Origin of the sequence: Mesorhizobium wenxiniae (assembly GCF_002284535.1) — a bacterium.
In the GTDB taxonomy this organism is placed as follows: Bacteria; Pseudomonadota; Alphaproteobacteria; order Rhizobiales; family Rhizobiaceae; genus Mesorhizobium; species Mesorhizobium wenxiniae.
In genome coordinates this window covers 431,521-451,623 of record NZ_NPKH01000014.1, presented here as the reverse complement: position 1 = coordinate 451,623, position 20,103 = coordinate 431,521, and the positions used below count along the sequence as shown (strand labels likewise).

The following is a 20,103-nucleotide window of genomic DNA, read 5'->3' as shown; positions in this document are numbered from 1 at the left end:
AAAACATCCGATGGCAACCGAACGATACAATCCGCGCGCATCAGAGCCCAAATGGCAGAAGGCATGGGACGCCAAGAAGCTGTTCGAGGCTGACAACGACGACCCGCGCCCGAAATACTACGTGCTCGAGATGTTCCCTTATCCGTCGGGGCGCATCCATATCGGCCATACCCGCAACTACACGATGGGCGACGTGGTGGCGCGCTACAAGCGAGCCAAGGGTTTCAACGTGCTGCACCCGATGGGCTGGGATGCCTTCGGCATGCCGGCCGAGAACGCGGCGATGCAGAACAAGGTCCATCCCAAGGATTGGACCTACCAGAACATCGCCGCCATGCGCGAGCAGCTCAAGGTCATGGGTCTGTCGCTCGACTGGGCACGCGAATTCGCCACCTGCGATGTCGACTATTACCACCGCCAGCAGATGCTGTTCCTCGATTTCGTCGAAAAGGGGCTGGTGACGCGCAAATCCTCCAAGGTCAATTGGGATCCGGAGGACATGACCGTGCTTGCCAACGAGCAGGTCATCGACGGACGCGGCTGGCGCTCGGGCGCGCTGGTTGAACAGCGTGAGCTGACGCAGTGGTTCTTCAAGATCACCGACTATGCGCAGGATCTGCTGGACTCGCTCGAAGGCCTCGACGAATGGCCGGAAAAAGTGAAGCTGATGCAGGCGAATTGGATCGGCCGTTCGGAAGGCCTGCTGATCCGCTGGCCGCTGGCGACCCCAGCTACTGGCCCAGCTATTGGCAAGGTGATCGACGGCGAAGGCGAGCTGGAGGTCTACACGACGCGGCCGGACACCATTTTCGGCGCCTCATTCATGGCGGTCGCCGCTGATCATCCGCTGGCCAAAAAGGCTGCCGAGGACAATCCGGCACTGGCAAAGTTTATCGACGAAGTCCATCACATGGGCACTTCGGTGGCAGCACTGGAGACGGCCGAGAAGAAGGGTTTCGATACCGGCATCCGTGTCGTCCATCCGTTCGACGCGAACTGGACGCTGCCCGTCTATGTCGCCAATTTCGTGCTGATGGAGTACGGCACCGGCGCCATTTTCGGCTGCCCGTCCGGTGACCAGCGCGACCTCGACTTCGCAAACAAGTATGGCTTGCCAGTCATTCCGGTGGTGATGCCTGAAGGCGAGAATCAAGGAAACTTCCAGATCATCGACGAGGCCTATGTCGGCGACGGCGTGATGATCAATTCTCGCTTCCTCGACGGCATGAAGCCTGATCAGGCGTTCGACGAGGTGGCGAAGCTGCTGGAACAAAAGACCATCGGCAATCGGCCGATGGCCGAGCGCAAGGTGAACTTCCGCCTGCGCGACTGGGGCATTTCGCGCCAGCGCTACTGGGGTTGCCCGATCCCGATGATCCATTGCGAGGATTGCGGCGTGGTGCCGGTGCCGAAGGCGGACCTGCCGGTCAAGCTGCCGGACGATATCGAGTTCGACCGGCCCGGCAATCCGCTCGACCGCCATCCGACATGGCGGCATGTCAAATGCCCGCGATGCAGCAAGGATGCACGCCGCGAAACCGACACGATGGATACGTTCGTCGATTCGTCGTGGTATTTCGCGCGCTTCACCGCGCCCTGGGCGAACGACCCGACCGACCCCAAGGCAGCGACGGAATGGCTGCCGGTCGACCAGTATATTGGCGGCATCGAGCACGCCATTCTGCACCTGCTCTATTCGCGCTTCTTCACCCGCGCCATGCGCGAGACCGGCCATGTCGATCTCGCCGAGCCTTTCAGGGGCCTGTTCACGCAAGGCATGGTAGTGCACGAGACCTATCGGGTCGGCAGTGCCTCGAACGGCCGCTGGCTTGCGCCCAGCGAGGTGCGGCTGGAGGAGGTCGACGGCAAACGCCGCGCCATCGAAATCGCGACCGGCGACGAGGCGGTGATCGGCCCACTCGAAAAGATGTCGAAGTCGAAGAAGAACACGGTGAGCCCGGAAGAGATCACCGACGGCTACGGCGCCGACACCGCGCGCTGGTTCATGCTGTCGGACTCGCCGCCCGAGCGTGACGTGGAATGGACCGACGAAGGTGCGGCCGGCGCGCACCGTTTCATGCAGCGCATCTGGCGCCTGGTATCGACTGCTGCCGAATCGCTAGCCGGGGTCCAGCCGGCAGCGGCGAAGGAGCGCGAGGCAGGAACTGTTTCCAAGGCCGCGCACAAGACGTTGAAATCGGTCGGCGAGGATATCGAAAAGCTCGCCTTCAACCGCGCCATCGCCCGCATCTACGAGCTCGCCAACGCGCTCACCACGCCGCTCAACGAGGCGGCCGAAGGCAAGGCCGCTCCGGCACTCAAAGCCGCCTGCCGTGAAGCCGTCGACATCCTCGTGCATCTGATTGCGCCGGTCATGCCGCATCTGGCCGAGGAATGCTGGCAAACGCTCGGCGGCACCGATCTTGTCGCCGAACGGCCGTGGCCGGTCTATGATCCGGCGCTGGTCGTCGACAGCGAGATCGTGCTGCCGGTCCAGGTCAACGGCAAGAAGCGCGGGGATTTGACAATTGCGCGCGACGCGGACCAAGGTGCGGTCGAAAAAGCGGTTCTGGCTCTCGACTTCGTGCAGAAAGCGCTCGAAGGTAAGGCGCCGCGCAAAGTGATCATCGTCCCGCAGAGGATCGTCAATGTCGTTGCCTGATCCGAGGAAGACAGAAGTGACGCATTTGCTGCGCCGTACCGCGCTGTATGGCCTGGTCGCTTCGGTTGCGCTGGTTTCAGCCTGCACGGTGCGCCCGCTTTATTCGAGCGCGCCGCTGTCGGCCGGCTCGCAAGTCGGCGCTGCCGCCGAACTCGCGTCCATCTCGATCAAGCCGGTCAACACCCGCTACGCCCAGCAGGTCCGCAACAATCTGATCTTCGCGTTGGGCCAGGGTGCGGGCGAGCCGGCTTCACCTGCCTATTCGCTCGATCTCGGCATTTCCGAACTTGTTGAGTCCGCCGCGACCGTGCAGGTCACGACCGATGACGACGAGCCGACAGCGGGCACGGTGACACTGACCGCGAATTATGTGCTGACCGACGCCAAGACCGGCAAGACCATCGCGACCGGCAGGCGCTCGATAGCGTCGTCCTACGACAGGCCCCGTCAGGAGTTTGCCACCTATCGGGCGCAGATCGATGCCGAGAACCGCGCGGCGCGCGAACTGGCGGAGCTGCTGCGCCTATCGATCGCCCAGGATCTGGTAAAGCACGGCAAGACGGTGGCGGGTTAACTTTCCGGCCTGGACCGAGACGTTCGGTTACGCCGAGGTCTAGTTGCTCGCGCACAAAAAGGCCGATTGCTCGGCCTTTTTGCGGGAACGCGTCGTCTTAATTTCAGCCGATCTTCTGGATTTCAGCCGATCTTCTGGCCGGTCTTGGCCCAGTCTGCGAGGAACTGCTCCAGGCCCTTGTCTGTCAGCGGGTGCTTGACCAGCGCCTTCAGCGTCGCCGGCGGGGCGGTGATGACGTCGGCGCCGATCAGTGCGGCCTGCTTGACATGGTTCACCGTGCGCACCGAGGCGGTCAGGATCTCGGTCTGGAAATCATAGTTGTCGTAGATGGTGCGGATGTCAGCAATCAGTTCCATGCCGTCCCAGCCGCTGTCGTCGATGCGGCCGACGAAGGGCGAGATGAAGGAGGCGCCGGCCTTGGCGGCGAGCAGCGCCTGGGTGGCCGAGAAGCACAACGTAACATTGACCATACGGCCCTCCGACCGGATGTCCTTGCAGGCCCTCAGGCCGTCGAGCGTCAGCGGCACCTTAATGCAGACATTATCGGCGATCCTGGCCAGGATCTTGGCCTCCGCCATCATGTCCGTGTATTCGGTGGCGACGACTTCGGCCGAGACCGGGCCCTTTACGATCTCGCAGATCTCTCTGGTGACGTCCGCGATCTTGCCGCCGGATTTGAGGATCAGCGAGGGATTGGTGGTGACGCCGTCGAGCAGCCCCAAATCGTTCAGCTCACGGATTTCCTTGACATCGGCGGTGTCGACAAAAAATTTCATGACGGTCTCCTGAAGAATTTTTCATGTGCATGTCATGCACATTTGGGGTCGGACTTTGATCTAGACCAAAGTCGGGGCAAGGTCACGCCTCATGATCGAAGATTCGCCCTTTGTCGCGGCCGCACCGGTGCTGGTGCCGATGCCCGCCGAGCGGCCTTACACCTATGCCGTGCCCGCCGGCATGCGCGTGGTGCCGGGCTCGATCGTGCGCGTTCCGCTCGGCCCGCGCCAGGTCGCCGGTATCGTCTGGGACGGCGCCGTCGAAAAGGTCGATGCCAACAAACTGCGCCCGATCGAGCAGGTCTTCGACTGCCCGCCGATCGACCGCGCCATGCGCCGCTTCGTCGACTGGATCGCGCAATACACGCTGTCGCCGCCCGGTATGGTGGCGCGCATGCTGCTGCGGGCGCCGGAGGCCTTCGACCCGGAACCGTGGATCGAAGGACTGCAACGCACCTTCGCCAAACCCGACCGGATGACGGGTGCGAGGGCGCGCGTGCTGGAAACAGCCGAAGGCGGGCTCGCCTGGACGCGGTCCGGTCTGGCGCATGCGGCGGGCGTCTCGTCGACCGTTATCGACGGGCTGAAAGCGCAAGGCGTGTTCGATACGGTCATGATCCCACCGCGACCGGTGGTCGCAGCACCCGATCCGAATTACGCCCAGCCTTCGCTGATGCCGGACCAGAGCGATGCAGCCGAGATGCTGCGCACCAATGTCGCCGCTGGCGCATTCGGCGTCACGCTGCTCGACGGGGTGACCGGATCGGGCAAGACGGAAGTCTATTTCGAGGCGGTTGCGGCGGCGCTCGACCGTGGCATGCAGGTGCTGATCCTGCTGCCGGAGATCGCGCTGACCCATGCCTTCCTTGAACGCTTCCAGGAACGGTTCGGCGCCAAGCCGGCGGAATGGCACTCGGACCTGCCGCCAAGGATGCGCGAGCGCGTCTGGCGGCAAGTGGCGGAAGGTGGCGTACGCGTCGTTGCCGGCGCGCGTTCGGCGCTGTTCCTGCCGTTCAGGGAACTCGGGCTGATCGTCGTCGACGAGGAGCATGACCCGGCCTACAAGCAGGAAGACCGCGTCTTCTACAATGCGCGCGACATGGCGGTGGTGCGCGGCCATATCGGCCGCTTTCCGGTGGTGCTCGCCTCGGCCACGCCGTCGGTCGAAAGCCGGGTCAATGCGAGCCAAGGCCGCTACAGCAGGGCTGTGCTTTCGGCGCGCTTCGCCGAGGCGGCGCTTCCCGACCTGAAGACGATCGACATGCGCCGCGCTCCGCCGGCGCGCGGCGGTTTCCTGTCGCCGGTGCTGCTTGGCCATATGCGGCAGACGCTGGAGAAAAAGGAACAGTCGCTGCTGTTCCTCAACCGGCGCGGCTATGCGCCGCTGACGCTGTGCCGGGTCTGCGGCCATCGCTTCGGCTGCCCGGTGTGCTCGGCCTGGCTGGTCGAGCACCGCTTTCGCGGCCAGCTCGTCTGCCATCATTGCGGTCACAATGAGCGGCGCCCAGAGGCCTGCCCGGAATGCGGCACGCTTGATCATCTGGTCGCCTGCGGGCCGGGCGTAGAACGCATCGCCGAAGAGGTCGTCGCGCATTTCCCCGACGCCCGAACCATCGTCTTGTCGTCCGACCTGATGGGCGGCGTGCGGCGGCTGAGGTTAGAGCTTGAAGCCATCGCCAACGGCGAGGCCGACATAGTCATCGGCACGCAGCTCGTCGCCAAGGGCCACAATTTCCCAAACATGACCCTGGTCGGCGTGGTCGACGCCGATCTTGGCCTGGCCAATGGCGATCCGCGTGCCGCCGAGCGCACCTTCCAGCTGCTCAGCCAGGTGACCGGCCGCGCCGGCCGTACCGGCAAGAAGAGCCTTGGCCTGCTGCAGACCTTCCAGCCCGACCATCCGGTGATGCGGGCGATCGTCTCCGGCGATGCCGAGGCCTTCTACGAACGCGAGATTGCCGAGCGCGAGCGGGCGGCGCTGCCGCCCTTCGGCCGGCTCGCCGGCGTCATCGTCAGTGCGGCGACGCGGGCGGAAGCCGAAGGGCACGCCCGCGGCCTGCGGCGGGCGGCGCCCCAGGCCTCCGACCTGTTCGTGCTCGGCCCGGCCGAGGCGCCGCTGTCGCTGATCGGCGGCCGCCATCGCTTTCGCCTGCTGATCCAGGGCGAGCGGCGCGCCGACATGCAGGGGTTCATTCGCACCATGCTGGCCGAGGGACCGAAGATACGGGGCTCGGTGCGGGTGCAGGTCGACATAGACCCGCAGAGCTTTTTGTGAGAGGCCGTCAGCTCACAGGCTTTTCGTAAATTGCCGACGCCATCTGGCGCATGTCTCTTCCTTCGCTAGAATGCCCGAAATTTCGAACCAGCCATTTTCGAGGGGGCAGTATGGAATTTGCGTTTCCGTGGCCGATGAGCCAGGGCGAGTGGCTGGCGTGGTCGAGCGCCGTCGTGACCTTGCTGTTCGGCCTGCTGCTGTTCCTGGCGCCGGGGCTGGCCTTCCGGATTCTGCGGCTGCAGGTCAAGCCTGAGAAGGCGGCAGCGATCGCCGAAGGGCGCGGCCGGATGTCGGGTTTTTATCTTGGCGTCAGCCTGTGCTGCATTCTGCTGGCGCAACCGCTGCTCTACATGGCGCTTGGCTTTTCCTGGCTGTTCACCGCCTTCGGCCGCCTGCTGTCGATGATGTCGGACGGCGCCAACACGCCTTTCAACTGGGCGTCCATCGTGGTGGAACTGGTGCTGGCGGCGCTGCCGCTTGCCTTCGCCTTCGGCTTTGTGCCTTGAATCAAAGGCTAATTCGGGACCGACGGTCGAACCGCACCGCCGGATGCGACAATAGTGCCTGAAAACCATGCGGGACGACGCATTGCGGTCTTAAAATGCCTGTGCTAGACGGCAATCGACTTTCGGCCGGGGATAGCGGAAGCCGCGCCTCCGTGCTTGGAAAAACGCAGTAAGGTCAAAGATTTAGCTAGAGTTTTCGCTCGCGCCAACAATCTGCGGCCTGTCAGACAAGAGAAAAGACGGTCCGTGGCCCAATCGTCATCGCCAATCTCAGGTGTCGCAGAGCGCTATGCGGGTTCGCTGTTCGATCTCGCGCTCCAGGCGAATTCGGTGGCCCAGGTCGAGGCCGACCTCAACAGTTTCGCGGCAATGCTCGAAGGCAGTGCGGAACTTGCCCGCCTGATCAACAGCCCGGTGTTCTCCAGCGAGGACCAGGCCAAGGCCATTGCGGCGATCGCCGACAAGGCAGGGATCACCGGCCTCACCGGCAATTTCCTGCGCGTCGTCGCCCAGAACCGCCGTCTGTTCGCCATCCCCGGCATGATCAAGGCATTCCGCCAGGTCGCCGCCGAGCACCGTGGCGAGACCGCCGCTGAAGTTACCTCGGCGCATGCGCTGACCGACGCCCAGCAAACCGAGCTGAAGGCGGCGCTGAAAAGCGTTGCCGGCAAGGATGTCGCGATCACCGTGACCGTCGATCCGTCGCTGCTCGGTGGGCTGGTGGTCAAGATCGGCTCGCGCCAGATCGATACGTCGCTTAAAACCAAACTCAATTCGCTCAAGCTTGCACTGAAAGAGGTCGGCTGATGGACATCCGCGCCGCGGAAATTTCCGCAATTCTGAAAGACCAGATCAAGAATTTCGGCAAGGAGGCCGAGGTCTCCGAAGTCGGCCAGGTTCTGTCCGTCGGTGACGGCATCGCCCGCGTCTATGGCCTCGACAATGTCCAGGCCGGCGAGATGGTCGAGTTCCCCGGCGGCATCCGCGGCATGGCGCTCAACCTCGAAGCTGACAATGTCGGCGTCGTCATCTTCGGCGCCGACCGCGACATCAAGGAAGGCGACATCGTCAAGCGCACCGGCGCTATCGTCGACACGCCTGTCGGCATGGGCCTGCTCGGCCGTGTCGTCGACGCGCTCGGCAACCCGATCGACGGCAAGGGCCCGATCCAGGCGACCGAGCGCAAGCGCGTCGACGTCAAGGCGCCCGGCATCATTCCGCGCAAATCGGTGAACGAGCCGATGTCGACCGGCCTCAAGGCCATCGACGCGCTGATCCCGGTCGGCCGCGGCCAGCGCGAGCTGGTCATCGGCGACCGCCAGACCGGCAAGACCGCGATCATTCTCGACACGATGCTCAACCAGAAATCGGTGCACGAACACGGGCCGGAGAAGGAAAAGCTCTACTGCGTCTACGTCGCCGTCGGCCAGAAGCGCTCGACCGTCGCGCAGTTCGTGAAAGTTCTCGAAGAGCGCGGCGCGCTCGACTATTCGATCATCATCGCCGCCACCGCTTCCGATCCGGCGCCGATGCAGTTCCTGGCGCCGTTCACCGCCTGCACCATGGGCGAATATTTCCGCGACAACGGCATGCATGCGCTGATCAGCTACGACGACCTGTCGAAGCAGGCCGTCGCCTACCGCCAGATGTCGCTGCTGCTGCGCCGCCCGCCCGGCCGCGAAGCCTATCCGGGCGACGTCTTCTACCTGCATTCGCGCCTGCTGGAGCGGGCCGCCAAGCTCAATGACGACAATGGCGGCGGTTCGCTGACGGCGCTGCCGATCATCGAGACCCAGGCCAACGACGTGTCGGCCTACATCCCGACCAACGTCATCTCGATCACCGACGGCCAGATTTTCCTGGAAACCAACCTGTTCTTCCAGGGCGTCCGCCCGGCGGTCAATGTCGGCCTGTCGGTGTCGCGCGTCGGCTCCTCGGCGCAGATCAAGGCGATGAAGCAGGTCGCCGGCTCGATCAAGGGCGAGCTCGCGCAGTACCGCGAAATGGCGGCCTTCGCCCAGTTCGGCTCCGACCTCGACGCCGCCACGCAGCGCCTGCTCAACCGCGGTGCGCGCCTGACCGAACTCCTGAAGCAGCCGCAATTCTCGCCGCTCAGGGTCGAAGAGCAGGTCGCGGTGATCTTCGCCGGCGTGAACGGCTATCTCGACAAGCTGGCAATCGACCAGGTCAGCAAATTCGAGCATGGCTTGCTCAGCCACATGCGCTCGGCCGGCAAAGAGGTGCTCGACGGCATCCGCAAGGAGAAGGCGCTGTCGGACGATCTGCGTGCCAAGCTGAAGGCGGAGATCGACACTTTTGCCAAGACCTTTGCTTGAACGAAGCCGGACGGACGGGATCAGGTTTGAAGCATGCCTTCACTAAAAGACCTTCGTAACCGTATCGCCTCGGTCAAGGCGACGCAGAAGATCACCAAGGCGATGCAGATGGTCGCCGCGGCGAAGCTGCGTCGCGCGCAGGAAGCGGCGGAAGCGGCGCGCCCCTATTCGGAGCGCATGGGCGCTGTGCTGGCCAACATCACCCAGGCGATCGGCGGCGGTGGCGAGGCCCCGGCGCTGATGACCGGCACCGGCAAGGACGACGTGCATCTGCTCGTCGTCTGCACCGCCGAGCGTGGTCTGTGCGGCGGCTTCAATTCGCAGATCGCACGCCTTGCCCGCGACCACATCCGCAAGCTTCTGGCCGACGGCAAGCAGGTCAAGATCATCTGCGTCGGCAAGAAGGGGTTCGACATCCTGCGCCGCGACTACGCGGCGCTGATCCTCGAGCGCGTCGACCTGCGCGAAGTGAAGACGCTCGGCTTCATCAACGCCGATGCCATTGCCAAAAAAGTCATCCAGCTCTTCAACGAGGGCGGCTTCGACATCTGCACGCTGTTCTATTCTCAGTTCAAGTCGGTTATCAGCCAGGTTCCAACGACGCAGCAGATCATTCCGGCAGGCGTGGGCTCCGCCCCCGCCGAGGTGGCCGGTGGCGGCAATGCCGTCTATGAATACGAGCCGGAGCCGGGCGAAATCCTCTCCGACCTCATTCCGCGCAACATTTCCGTGCAGGTCTTCCGTGCGCTGCTCGAAAACGCGGCCGGCGAGATGGGCGCGAAGATGAGCGCCATGGACAATGCGACGCGCAACGCCGGCGACATGATCAACAAATTGTCGATCACCTACAACCGCCAGCGGCAGGCGCAGATCACCAAGGAATTGATCGAAATCATTTCGGGCGCCGAGGCGCTCTAGGCGCGCTCCGATGAAGGTCAGCGACCTTCAGGCGGATTGCGTGAGAAACAAAGAGACGAAAAGGGTAAAGACGATGGCGAAAGCAGCGACCCCCCAGAAGGCGGCCCCGAAGGCTGCCGCGACGGCGGCAGCACCGGCAAAGGCTCCGGCAGCGGCAGCGAAGGCCGCTCCGGCCAAGAAAGCGGCCGCGCCCGCCAAGGCTGCCGCGGCGAAGGCGCCGACCGTTGCCATCAACAAGACTGGCTTGGCCGGCAAGGTTCGCCAGGTCATCGGTGCCGTTGTCGACGTGCAGTTCGGCGAACATCTGCCGGCGATCCTGAACGCGCTGGAAACGTCCAATGTCGGCAATCGCCTCGTGCTCGAGGTGGCTCAGCATCTCGGCGAAAACACCGTGCGCTGCATCGCCATGGACTCGACCGAAGGTCTGGTTCGCGGCCAGGACGTCTATGACACCGGCGCACCGATAACCGTGCCGGTCGGCCCCGGCATGCTCGGCCGCATCATCAACGTCATCGGCGAGCCGGTCGACGAGGCAGGCCCGGTCGACGGCATCGAGATGCGCTCCATCCACCAGCCGGCTCCGACCTATGTCGAGCAGTCGACGGAAGCGCAGATCCTGGTCACCGGCATCAAGGTTCTCGATCTGCTTGCGCCCTATGCCCGCGGCGGCAAGATCGGCCTGTTCGGCGGCGCCGGCGTCGGCAAGACGGTGCTGATCCAGGAACTGATCAACAACGTCGCCAAGGCGCATGGCGGTTTTTCGGTGTTCGCCGGCGTCGGCGAGCGCACCCGCGAGGGCAACGACCTCTATCATGAGTTCATCGAGTCCGGCGTCAACAAGAAGGGCGGCGGCGAAGGATCCAAGGCGGCGCTCGTCTACGGCCAGATGAACGAGCCGCCGGGTGCGCGCGCCCGCGTCGGCCTGACCGGCTTGACGGTTGCCGAATATTTCCGCGACCAGGGCCAGGACGTGCTGTTCTTCGTCGACAACATCTTCCGCTTCACGCAGGCTGGCTCCGAAGTGTCGGCGCTGCTCGGCCGTATTCCTTCGGCCGTGGGCTACCAGCCGACGCTGGCCACCGACATGGGTGCGCTGCAGGAGCGCATCACGACGACGACCAAGGGCTCGATCACCTCCGTGCAGGCGATCTACGTGCCGGCCGACGATCTGACCGACCCCGCGCCGGCGACTTCGTTCGCCCACCTGGACGCGACGACCGTGCTCAACCGCGCGATTTCGGAAAAGGGCATCTATCCGGCCGTCGATCCGCTCGATTCGACCTCGCGCATGCTCGACCCGATGGTCGTCGGCGAAGAGCACTACCAGGTCGCGCGCCAGGTGCAGTCGATCCTGCAGCGCTACAAGTCGCTGCAGGACATCATCGCCATCCTGGGCATGGACGAGCTGTCCGAAGAGGACAAGCAGACGGTGGCCCGCGCCCGCAAGATCGAGCGCTTCCTGTCGCAGCCCTTCTTCGTCGCCGAAGTGTTCACCGGCGCGCCGGGCAAGCTGGTCGACCTCGCCGACACCATCAAGGGCTTCAAGGGCCTCTGCAACGGCGACTATGACCACCTGCCGGAAGCCGCCTTCTACATGGTCGGCGGCATCGAAGAAGCCGTCGAGAAGGCACAGCGCCTGGCGGCCGAAGCGGCGTAATTGGTGAATGGTCAGTAGTGAATTGTGAATGGGGAGTAGCGGACTGGAAATCGGGGCTGAGTGAAGGTCTTTCGGACCATTCACCATTCACCATTCACCATTCGCTGAATTAATCATGGCTGAAGCTTTCCAATTCGAACTGGTCTCGCCGGAGCGCCTGCTGGTTTCCGAGCAGGTCGAGTCCGTCGTCATTCCGGGCGCCGAAGGCGAAATGACCGTCATGGCCCATCACGCGCCGGTCATGACCACGATCAAGCCGGGCGTCGTCACGGTGAAGACCGCGGCAGGCAAGGAAGAACGCTACGTCGTGTTCGGCGGCTTTGCCGACATCGTTCCGGCCGGCTGCACGCTGCTCGCCGAATCGGCAGTAGCCGTCGGCGACATCGATCGCGCCGACCTGACCCGCCGTATCCAGGAAGCCAGGGAAGACGTCGCCGACGCCAAGGACGACCAGACGCGCAGCAAGGCCGAGCAGTTTCTTAGCCAGCTCACCACACTCGAAGGCGCCATCCTGCCTGCTTGAAGCGAAGATCAGTCCGGCAATTGCAAAGCGAGGCTTGCCTCGCTTTTTTATTTGATGGACAGTCTTGGCTCGTCTGCCTTGGGGGCGGTAGCCGGTGACTGAAGACACAAGGTCGAGATCCAGATGGTCGGCGGCCCTGGTGTCGGCCTTTGGCGGCCCGTTCGGCGGATTTCTTTGGATCGGAAGCGGCAAGCTGGCGGTCATAAGTCTGGTCGCGATCAGTGCCGCAAGCACCGCCCTTTGCTACATCGGGTTCCCGGTTTTGCCGGGCATCGATCTTTCCGGATTGGCCAATCTTTCAAGTATCGGCATAGCGATATTTTCGGTGGTGCTCGTTGTTCCCTTTGCGCATCGTGGTACGTGCAAGGACTTTCGGTTCTGGTGCTGGCCTTTCTGGCCTCGTGTCTGGCTGCGTTTGCGATCCGGTCGTTCCTGTTTCAGCCATTCTCAATACCGGCGAGCAGCATGGTGCCAACGCTTGAGGTCGGCGACTATCTGTTCGCGTCCAAATTTGCTTACGGCTACAGCCGCCACAGCGTCCCCTTTGGCTTGCTGCCGATCGAAGGGCGGACGTTCGATACGACGCCGGCGCCAGGCGATATCGCAGTCTTCAGGCGGCCGTCTGATCCGTACCGACTACATCAAGCGCATTGTCGGCCTTCCTGGCGACAAGATCCAGATGACGACGGCGTCCTTCACATTAACGACCAGGCGGTGAAGCTTGAAGAGACCGGTTCTTACTCCTCCGATGAAATCCGGTCGGCCAAAGTGCAGTGCGAAACATTGCAGAACGGCGTCTCCTACTCGGTCCTCGACGTGATCGACGGATCGACGGGCGACAACACCCAGCCTGTTGTCGTTCCGGCCGGCCGCTACTTCATGCTTGCCGACAATCGCGACAGTTCCGCGATAGCCGTTTTGATATGGGCACTATTCCGTATGAGAATTTGGTCGGCAAGGGCGTTCGCCTGTTTTGGAACTCCAGAGGAGTCGACTACTCGTCACGGCACACCTTGGACGGTCTGACAGGCAAATAGCTTCAAGTCGTCGCCGCCTCCACCGCACGCACGACGGCGCGCGGTTCTGCCTCATGTTTTCGCACACTGTATGCCCAGCGCTGTGAAAGCGGCAGCCACGCCGCCCTGGCGCAAGCGTTCGAGATGGGCGCCCGCGAGGTCGATCAGCGTCAGGCGCTCAGCACCGCCCTTGGCGAAGCCGGCCAGGTCGAACACCGCCGCCACCGTTTCGCCCGCCGACAGATGCCGAGTGTCGAGTGCAGCCAGGGCCAAGTCGAGCGGGTCGGTGAAATGGCTTTCCGGCAAGGCTTCGCCGCGCGCCTCGCAAGCGCCGATCCAGGCGGCTACCACCAGCATCAGATGCGCGGGCGGCGCACCGGCACTCATCCGCTCCATTGCCGCGGCAACGATGCGCTGCGGCAGTTTCTGGCTGCCGTCATTGGCGATCTGCGCCGTCCGATGGGCGAGCGCGGTGTTCGAATAGCGCTTGGCAAGCTGGGCCGTGTAGTCGGCCGTGTCGAGCCCGGCGTCTTTCGGTAGCGTTGTGATGGCTTCGGCCCACAATCCGTCGACGAATTGCCGGATCGCCGGATCGGCGAAGGCGCGGTCGACTGTCTCGTAGCCGCTGAGCAGGCCGAGATAGGCGATGGCCGAATGCGAACCGTTGAGCAGGCGCAACTTCATGTCCTCGAACGGCCCGACATCACCGACCATAGTAACGCCGAACTTTTCCCAGTCCGGCCTGCCCGCCGGGAAATCATCTTCGACCACCCATTGGCAGAACGGCTCGGTCATCACAGGCCAGGCGTCCTCGATGCCGAGTTGGTCTGATATCCGTGCCCGGTCGGCATCGGTGGTCGCCGGCACGATGCGATCCACCATGCTCGACGGAAACGCCACCTCGTCGGCGATATGGCGGGCGAGATCGGTGCCGCGCAACGCGGCGAATTCGACCAGCAGCCGGTGCAGCGTGGCGCCATTGGCCGGGAGGTTATCGCAGCACAGCACGGTGAATGGCTGGATACCGGCGGCGCGGCGGCGCGCAAGCGATTCGACCAGAAAACCATGCGCCGTTCGCGGCGTGCGCGGGTTGGCCAGATCGAGGACAATGTCGGGATGGGCTGTGTCCAGTCCGCCACCCGCCGCCCTGAGATAGGCCTTTTCGGTGATCGTCAGCGTGACGATGGAGGTGCGCGGGTCAGTCAGCGCGGCCAGCACCGCACCCGGACTTTCCGGGGCCACCAGCATCGACACGATCGAGCCTACGACGCGCAAGCTTTCGCTGTCGCTGCTCCTGACCGCCAGCGTGTAGAGCCCGTCCTGCGGCGCCAGCGCGTCGCGTGTCTCGGTGCTGCGCAGCGAGACGCCGACAATGCCCCAATCTATCTCTCCCGCCGCCAGGCAATCGTCGACATAGGCTGCCTGATGGGCGCGGTGGAATGCGCCGACGCCGAGATGGACGATGCCGGGTAGGACACGGTTGCGGTCGTATCCTGGGACCGCGACCGAGGCCGGCAATGCCTGCCGCGTAGTGTTGGAAAGGCGTCTGTCTGTCATCGTGCGATGGGTCTGATCGAGCTGGTGCCGGGGTTGGCCAGCATGCGGCGTAACATCCGTTTCCTTCCCGCACAATGGGCTGACGTTGCGTAAAAGTCATCATACAACAATCTATTTTTTGTATGTTGACATAATTTCTTTCCGATCCTACCGATGGCCGGGTTGGGAGGAACGACGTGGCCGCATTGACCGATCCGGATTTGCTGTTTCCCGCGGAGGCGCGTCCGCGTTCGGTTGCCCGCGAGCTTTATGCCGGGGTGAAGGACCTGCCGATCGTCAGCCCGCATGGTCACACCGATCCGCGCTGGTATGCGCTCAACGCGGCGTTTCCCGATCCGGCGCAATTGTTGATCGTGCCGGACCATTACATCTTCCGCATGCTGTTCAGCCAGGGCGTCCGGCTCGAGGACCTTGGTGTGCCGACGCTCGACGGCTCACCGGTGGAGACCGACGGCAGGACGATCTGGCGGCGCTTCGCCGAGCACTATTATCTGTTCCGCGGCACGCCGACGCGCCTGTGGTTCGACCATGTGCTTGCCCATCTGTTCGGCATTGAAGAGCCGCTGAACGCGGCGACGGCCGACCGCCACTACGATATAATTGCGACGCTGCTGCAGTGGGAGAATTTTCGCCCGCGAGCACTGTTCGAGCGCTTCAACATCGAGGTCATCGCGACGACTGAAGGCGCGCTCGACGATCTCAGATGGCACCAGATGATCCGCGACAGCGGCTGGGAGGGCCGCGTCGTCACCGCCTACCGGCCGGATGCAGTCGTCGATCCCGACTTCGAAGGCTTTTCGGCCAATCTCGATCGGCTCGGCGACATCACCGGCTGCGACACCGGCACCTGGGCCGGCTATCTCGATGCGCATCGCCAGAGAAGGGCCTTCTTCAAAAGTTTTGGCGCGACCGCGTCGGATCACGGCCATCCGACAGCGGAGACCGCCAATCTGTCGGATGCCGCCGCACAGGAGCTGTTCAACCGCATCCGCCGGGGCTCGGACGACGAGCGCGAGCGAAAGCTGTTTCGTGCCCAGATGCTGACCGAAATGGCCAAGATGAGCCGCGACGATGGGTTGGTCCTGCAGATCCATCCCGGCTCCTGGCGCAATCATTCGCCTGCCGTCTTCCAGAGGTTCGGCAGGGACAAGGGGTTCGATATCCCGATCCGAACCGACTATGTGACGGCGCTGAGGCCGCTGCTCGACTGCGTCGGGCTGGAGCGCGACCTCACCATCATCCTCTTCACGCTCGACGAGACCAGCTATGCGCGCGAACTGGCGCCGCTCGCCGGCGTCTACCCGGCGCTGAAGCTCGGGCCGGCCTGGTGGTTCCACGACAGCCCTGAGGGCATGCGCCGGTTTCGCGAGATGACCACCGAGACGGCCGGCTTCTACAACACCGTCGGCTTCAACGACGACACCCGCGCCTTTCCATCCATCCCGGCTCGCCACGAGGTGGCGCGTCGGGTCGATTGCGCCTTTCTTGCGCGTCTCGTCGCCGAGCATCGGCTCCGCGAAGACGAGGCGCACGAGCTGGCGCAGGAACTTGCCTATACGCTCGCAAAAAAGGCGTACCGACTCTAAGGGCGCTTGCCGCCATCGTTCAACGGGAGGAAACCAATGCTGCATTTTTCTAGACTGGCGGGAGCTACGCTACTGGCCGCCGCGCTGATGGCCGGAACGGCAAGCGCCCAGACGGTTCTGCGCTCGTCCGACACGCACCCGGACGGCTATCCGACGGTCGAGGCGGTCAAATATTTTGGCGAGCTTGTCAAAGAGCGCACGGCCGGCCGCTATTCGGTCGATGTCTATCATTCCGCGCAGCTCGGCGAGGAAAAGGACACGATCGAGCAGGTGCGCTCCGGCGTGATCGACCTCAACCGCGTCTCGATGGCGCCGTTCAACGGACTCATCCCGGAAACCACCGTGCCCTCGCTGCCCTACATCTTCCGCTCGGAAGACCATATGCACAAGGTCATGGACGGGCCGGTCGGCGACCAGATTGCGGCGGCGTTCGAACAGGTCGGGCTGGTGCTGCTCGCTTTTTATGACGGCGGCGCGCGCTCCTTCTACAATTCGAAGAAGCCGATCAACACTGTAGCCGATCTGGCCGGCATGAAGTTCCGCGTCATCCAGTCCGACATCTTCGTCGACATGGTGGCTGCACTCGGCGCCAACGCGACGCCGATGCCGTATGGCGAAGTGTATTCGGCGATCGAGACCGGGGTCATCGACGGCGCGGAGAACAATTTTCCGAGCTACGACACCGCTAAGCATGCGGAAGTCGCCAAGTTCTATTCGCTCGACGAGCACACGATGGTGCCGGAAGCCTTCGTCATGGCGAAGTCGAGCTGGGACAAGCTGACGCCGGAAGACCAGGCGATCCTCAAGGCGGCCGCCAAGGAAAGCGTCGCCAAGCAGCGTGAGCTGTGGGCCGCCAAGGTCAAGGAATCGCGTGCCAAGGTCGAGGCGGCCGGTTCGCAGATCACGACACCGGACAAGCAGCCCTTCATCGACGCGATGGGTCCGGTCTACGAAAAGCACGTCAAGGACGACAAGCTGAAGGCGATGGTCGAGGCCATCAAAGCCGTGCAGTGATCAAGCGGCGGCGCGGGCATTCCGCGCCGCCATCCTCTTGCGGAGAGAACCGGTGACCTCCAGCTCAGAACAGAGACTGCCCCCGCCCGGCATCGCGCGGGTGATGTCGCGTGTCAGCACGGCGGCGCTGTGGATTGCCGGCGTCGGGCTGGTGCTGATGACCGGCTTCGTCGCCTGGCAGGTGTTCGGCCGCTATGTTCTGAACCGGTCGCCGAGCTGGACCGAGCAGGGCTCGGTGATGCTGATGAGCTGGTTCATTTTCCTCGGCGCTGCCGTCGGGGTGCGCGAGAACTATCACCTCGGCTTCGACGTCCTGCTCTACGTCCTGCCGAAAGGCGGCAAGCGTTGGCTGAGGATGATCTCGGACCTCGTCGCGCTCGCCTTCGGCATCGGCATGATCTGGTATGGCAGCCAGCTGGTTGCATTGACCTGGGGTGCCACCTTGCCGTCGCTCGGCATATCAGGAGGCTGGGACTACGTCCCGCTTGTCGCGGGAGGCGCGCTCATCGTGCTCTTCACGCTGGAGCGCATCGTGCTTCGCCTTTCCGGTGCGCCGATCGACGATGCGCTCGATGAACTGCCGCCGGCGGAAGTCGCAGCCGAACTCGACACAGCGAACGTGAAGGTCTGACGCCATGGAACTCTGGATACTCTTCGGCGTCTTCACCGTTCTGATGCTCATCGGCACGCCGATCGCTTTCTGCCTCGGCGTCGCAAGCTTTGCCACCGTCCTCTACATGGGCCTGCCGCCGCTCATCGTGTTCCAGCGTCTGAATTCCGGCATGAGCGTCTTTTCGCTGCTGGCCATTCCGTTTTTCATCTACGCCGGCGACTTGATGGTGCGCGGCGGCATCGCCAGCAAGATCGTTGCCTTCGCCGGCTCGCTCGTCGGCCACATGCGCGGCGGCCTCGGGCAGGTCAACATCGCGACCGCTACACTGTTCGGCGGCATTTCGGGCTCCGCGGTGGCGGAGGCAGCGGCGGTAGGCGGCTTGATGATCCCGCAGATGAAGGCGCGTGGATATGGAGCGGATTACGCCGTCAACGTCACCTCGATGGCGGCGCTGATCGCGCTGCTCCTGCCGCCGTCGCACAACATGATCATCTACTCGATCTCGGCAGGCGGAAAGATTTCGATCGCCGACCTGTTCACCGCCGGCATTATCCCGGGGCTGCTATTGGCTCTCGCACTGATGATCACCGCCTATTTCGTGGCGCGCTCCCGCGGTTATCCGACCGAGCCGTTTCCGGGCTTCGCCGCCGTCGCGCATCTCTTCGCTATCGCGGTGCCCGGCCTGCTGCTGATCGCGATCATCTTCGGCGGCGTGCGATCGGGCGTGTTCACGGCCACCGAGAGTTCCTGCATCGCCGTCATCTATGCGTTGCTCGTGACGGTCCTGGTTTACCGGCAGATGACCTGGGAAGGTTTCGTTCATGCCACCCATGGCGCGGTGCGCACCACGGCCATGGTGCTGCTTATCATCGGCATGGCGGCGGCGTTTTCGTGGTTGATGGCCTTCCTGAAAGTGCCGGCAGCGCTGATAGCCTCGATGAACGCGATCTCAGAGGATCCGCTGGTCGTGCTTCTCCTGCTCAATCTCTTGATGCTGTTCCTCGGCACGTTCATGGACATGGGGCCGACGATCATCATCTGCACGCCGATCTTCCTGCCCGTGGCGCAGGCCTACGGCGTCGATCCGGTGCATTTCGGCGTCATCATGATCCTCAACTTCGGCATCGGGCTGAACACGCCGCCGGTGGGCGCGGTGCAGTTCGTGGCGTGCGCAGTGGGCAAGATATCCGTCTGGGAAGCGATGCGCTCGATCTGGCCATTCTATGGCGCAGGCCTCGTGGTGTTGGGGCTCGTCACCTACATTCCGGCCATCTCGCTATGGCTGCCGAGCGTCTTCAAATAGGGGTTGGCAATGGCATCGGATACGGCGATCAGCCTGAAGGTCGAACGCAAGCCCAAGCTGTCGGAGACCGTGGTCGCGTCGATCCGCAAGCAGTTGCAGGCGGGCGAGATCCAGCCGGGCCAAAAGCTGCCGACCGAGGGCCAGCTGACCGAAACTTTCGGGGTCAGCCGCACCGTCATCCGCGAAGCGCTGGCCAAGCTTGCCGCCGACGGTCTGGTCGAGCCGCGGCAAGGCGCCGGGGTCTTCGTCACCGAGCATATCTCGACGATGTTCGGCACGCTGGCCGCGGATATGGGCATCAAGGATTCGATCGCCCTCAACGTGCTCGAGGTGCGCCTGGCGATCGAGATCGAGTCCGCCGGGCTCGCCGCTATCCGTCGCAATGCCGCGCAGGAAGCAGCGATCCAGGAGGCGTTCTTCGAGTTCGAGCGGCTGCTCTTGAACAGCGAGCCGACAGGTCCGGCCGACCTTGCCTTCCACCGCGCGATCGCCAGCGCCACCAACAATCCGTTCTATGTCGAGATGCTCGACGTGCTCGGACGGCGCGCCATTCCTTGCGACGTGACGTCGCCGTGGTCCACCGAGCTCGCCCAGTCGGACGCCTATCAGCGCGGGCTGCAAGGCGAGCATCTGGTGATCCTGAATGCCATTATGACAGGCGATGCCGAGTCCGCTCGCGAAGCCATGCGCGCCCATCTCACCGCGAGCCAGCAGCGCTATCGCGAGCGCCTGCACGCACGTCAGAATTTTTATGCCGACTCGGTCAAGGCCGCGGCAACCGAATGAC

The 20,103-nt window shown here is 63.6% G+C and carries 17 protein-coding genes; 15 read left to right on the top strand and 2 right to left on the bottom strand.

Annotation, left to right across the window (positions count from 1 at the left end; all coding sequences use genetic code 11):
* The first annotated feature begins 10 nt into the window (after window positions 1-10).
* Window positions 11-2,662 (top strand): leucine--tRNA ligase, encoded by a 2,652-nt coding sequence (gene leuS / locus CIT31_RS07525; RefSeq protein WP_095518055.1) that lies wholly within the window; start codon window positions 11-13, stop codon window positions 2,660-2,662.
* Window positions 2,649-3,236, top strand: coding sequence for an LPS assembly lipoprotein LptE (gene lptE, locus CIT31_RS07520; protein ID WP_095518054.1), 588 nt, complete (start codon window positions 2,649-2,651; stop codon window positions 3,234-3,236). The genes leuS and lptE overlap by 14 nt, the downstream gene beginning before the upstream one ends.
* 122 nt (window positions 3,237-3,358) lie before the next feature.
* On the opposite strand, the gene fsa is transcribed toward lptE, so the two are convergent.
* Window positions 3,359-4,012: a fructose-6-phosphate aldolase gene (gene fsa, locus CIT31_RS07515; protein WP_029349054.1), complete on the bottom strand. Its 654-nt coding sequence runs from the start codon at window positions 4,010-4,012 to the stop codon at window positions 3,359-3,361.
* A 91-nt stretch (window positions 4,013-4,103) separates the two neighbouring features.
* Here fsa and CIT31_RS07510 point away from each other — a divergent pair, with 91 nt between their 5' ends.
* The 8 genes from CIT31_RS07510 (at window position 4,104) to lepB (ending at window position 13,253) form a co-directional block, all read left to right on the top strand.
* The gene (locus tag CIT31_RS07510; RefSeq protein WP_095518053.1) at window positions 4,104-6,287 is read left to right on the top strand and encodes a primosomal protein N'; all 2,184 of its coding nucleotides are present in this window, start codon (window positions 4,104-4,106) and stop codon (window positions 6,285-6,287) included.
* Window positions 6,288-6,397: 110 nt separating this feature from the next.
* The gene (locus CIT31_RS07505; protein WP_065011182.1) at window positions 6,398-6,793 is read left to right on the top strand and encodes an AGROH133_08824 family phage infection protein; all 396 of its coding nucleotides are present in this window, start codon (window positions 6,398-6,400) and stop codon (window positions 6,791-6,793) included.
* Window positions 6,794-7,039: 246 nt separating this feature from the next.
* Window positions 7,040-7,600 (top strand): F0F1 ATP synthase subunit delta, encoded by a 561-nt coding sequence (locus CIT31_RS07500; protein ID WP_095518052.1) that lies wholly within the window; start codon window positions 7,040-7,042, stop codon window positions 7,598-7,600.
* A complete protein-coding gene (gene atpA, locus CIT31_RS07495) occupies window positions 7,600-9,129 on the top strand; it encodes a F0F1 ATP synthase subunit alpha (RefSeq protein ID WP_023800086.1) in 1,530 nt (509 codons plus the stop codon). The genes CIT31_RS07500 and atpA overlap by 1 nt, the downstream gene beginning before the upstream one ends.
* 33 nt (window positions 9,130-9,162) lie before the next feature.
* Window positions 9,163-10,047, top strand: a complete 885-nt coding sequence (locus tag CIT31_RS07490) for a F0F1 ATP synthase subunit gamma (RefSeq protein ID WP_095518051.1) — start codon at window positions 9,163-9,165, stop codon at window positions 10,045-10,047.
* 73 nt (window positions 10,048-10,120) lie between these two features.
* On the top strand, window positions 10,121-11,704 hold the full coding sequence (gene atpD / locus CIT31_RS07485) for a F0F1 ATP synthase subunit beta (RefSeq protein WP_165778371.1): 1,584 nt from the start codon (window positions 10,121-10,123) through the stop codon (window positions 11,702-11,704).
* A 115-nt stretch (window positions 11,705-11,819) separates the two neighbouring features.
* Complete coding sequence (locus tag CIT31_RS07480; protein ID WP_029349043.1) at window positions 11,820-12,227, top strand: F0F1 ATP synthase subunit epsilon; 408 nt, start codon at window positions 11,820-11,822, stop codon at window positions 12,225-12,227.
* A 381-nt stretch (window positions 12,228-12,608) separates the two neighbouring features.
* The gene (gene lepB, locus CIT31_RS07475) at window positions 12,609-13,253 is read left to right on the top strand and encodes a signal peptidase I (RefSeq protein WP_165778370.1); all 645 of its coding nucleotides are present in this window, start codon (window positions 12,609-12,611) and stop codon (window positions 13,251-13,253) included.
* Between the two features lie 62 nt (window positions 13,254-13,315).
* Here lepB and CIT31_RS07470 read toward each other — a convergent pair whose 3' ends face one another.
* Entirely contained in the window at window positions 13,316-14,800 is a 1,485-nt protein-coding gene (locus tag CIT31_RS07470; RefSeq protein WP_095518123.1) for a mannitol dehydrogenase family protein, read from the bottom strand.
* A 176-nt stretch (window positions 14,801-14,976) separates the two neighbouring features.
* On the opposite strand from CIT31_RS07470, the gene uxaC reads away from it, so the two are divergent.
* The 5 genes from uxaC to CIT31_RS07445 all read left to right on the top strand — a co-directional run bounded on the left by uxaC (window position 14,977) and on the right by CIT31_RS07445 (window position 20,102).
* Window positions 14,977-16,386, top strand: a complete 1,410-nt coding sequence (gene uxaC, locus CIT31_RS07465) for a glucuronate isomerase (protein ID WP_095518049.1) — start codon at window positions 14,977-14,979, stop codon at window positions 16,384-16,386.
* Window positions 16,387-16,422: 36 nt separating this feature from the next.
* Window positions 16,423-17,400 (top strand): TRAP transporter substrate-binding protein, encoded by a 978-nt coding sequence (locus CIT31_RS07460; protein ID WP_095518048.1) that lies wholly within the window; start codon window positions 16,423-16,425, stop codon window positions 17,398-17,400.
* Between the two features lie 103 nt (window positions 17,401-17,503).
* The gene (locus CIT31_RS07455) at window positions 17,504-18,031 is read left to right on the top strand and encodes a TRAP transporter small permease (protein WP_095518047.1); all 528 of its coding nucleotides are present in this window, start codon (window positions 17,504-17,506) and stop codon (window positions 18,029-18,031) included.
* A gap of 4 nt (window positions 18,032-18,035) precedes the next feature.
* Window positions 18,036-19,316 (top strand): TRAP transporter large permease, encoded by a 1,281-nt coding sequence (locus CIT31_RS07450; RefSeq protein WP_095518046.1) that lies wholly within the window; start codon window positions 18,036-18,038, stop codon window positions 19,314-19,316.
* 9 nt (window positions 19,317-19,325) lie between these two features.
* Window positions 19,326-20,102 carry a FadR/GntR family transcriptional regulator gene (locus tag CIT31_RS07445; RefSeq protein ID WP_095518045.1) on the top strand — a complete coding sequence of 259 codons (777 nt, stop codon included), beginning with the start codon at window positions 19,326-19,328 and terminating at the stop codon, window positions 20,100-20,102.
* Window position 20,103: the final 1 nt, after the last annotated feature.

What these genes read in the sequence shown, in the direction of transcription:
- CIT31_RS07480 (WP_029349043.1), top strand. Translation starts at nt 11,820, where the DNA reads ATGGCTGAAGCTTTCCAATTCGAACTGGTCTCGCCGGAGCGCCTGCTG.
- CIT31_RS07505 (WP_065011182.1), top strand. Translation starts at nt 6,398, where the DNA reads ATGGAATTTGCGTTTCCGTGGCCGATGAGCCAGGGCGAGTGGCTGGCG.
- CIT31_RS07445 (WP_095518045.1), top strand. Translation starts at nt 19,326, where the DNA reads ATGGCATCGGATACGGCGATCAGCCTGAAGGTCGAACGCAAGCCCAAG.
- CIT31_RS07490 (WP_095518051.1), top strand. Translation starts at nt 9,163, where the DNA reads ATGCCTTCACTAAAAGACCTTCGTAACCGTATCGCCTCGGTCAAGGCG.
- CIT31_RS07470 (WP_095518123.1), bottom strand. Translation starts at nt 14,800, where the DNA reads ATGACAGACAGACGCCTTTCCAACACTACGCGGCAGGCATTGCCGGCC.
- CIT31_RS07510 (WP_095518053.1), top strand. Translation starts at nt 4,104, where the DNA reads ATGATCGAAGATTCGCCCTTTGTCGCGGCCGCACCGGTGCTGGTGCCG.
- fsa (WP_029349054.1), bottom strand. Translation starts at nt 4,012, where the DNA reads ATGAAATTTTTTGTCGACACCGCCGATGTCAAGGAAATCCGTGAGCTG.
- lptE (WP_095518054.1), top strand. Translation starts at nt 2,649, where the DNA reads ATGTCGTTGCCTGATCCGAGGAAGACAGAAGTGACGCATTTGCTGCGC.
- leuS (WP_095518055.1), top strand. Translation starts at nt 11, where the DNA reads ATGGCAACCGAACGATACAATCCGCGCGCATCAGAGCCCAAATGGCAG.
- atpD (WP_165778371.1), top strand. Translation starts at nt 10,121, where the DNA reads ATGGCGAAAGCAGCGACCCCCCAGAAGGCGGCCCCGAAGGCTGCCGCG.
- CIT31_RS07455 (WP_095518047.1), top strand. Translation starts at nt 17,504, where the DNA reads ATGTCGCGTGTCAGCACGGCGGCGCTGTGGATTGCCGGCGTCGGGCTG.
- CIT31_RS07450 (WP_095518046.1), top strand. Translation starts at nt 18,036, where the DNA reads ATGGAACTCTGGATACTCTTCGGCGTCTTCACCGTTCTGATGCTCATC.
- CIT31_RS07460 (WP_095518048.1), top strand. Translation starts at nt 16,423, where the DNA reads ATGCTGCATTTTTCTAGACTGGCGGGAGCTACGCTACTGGCCGCCGCG.
- atpA (WP_023800086.1), top strand. Translation starts at nt 7,600, where the DNA reads ATGGACATCCGCGCCGCGGAAATTTCCGCAATTCTGAAAGACCAGATC.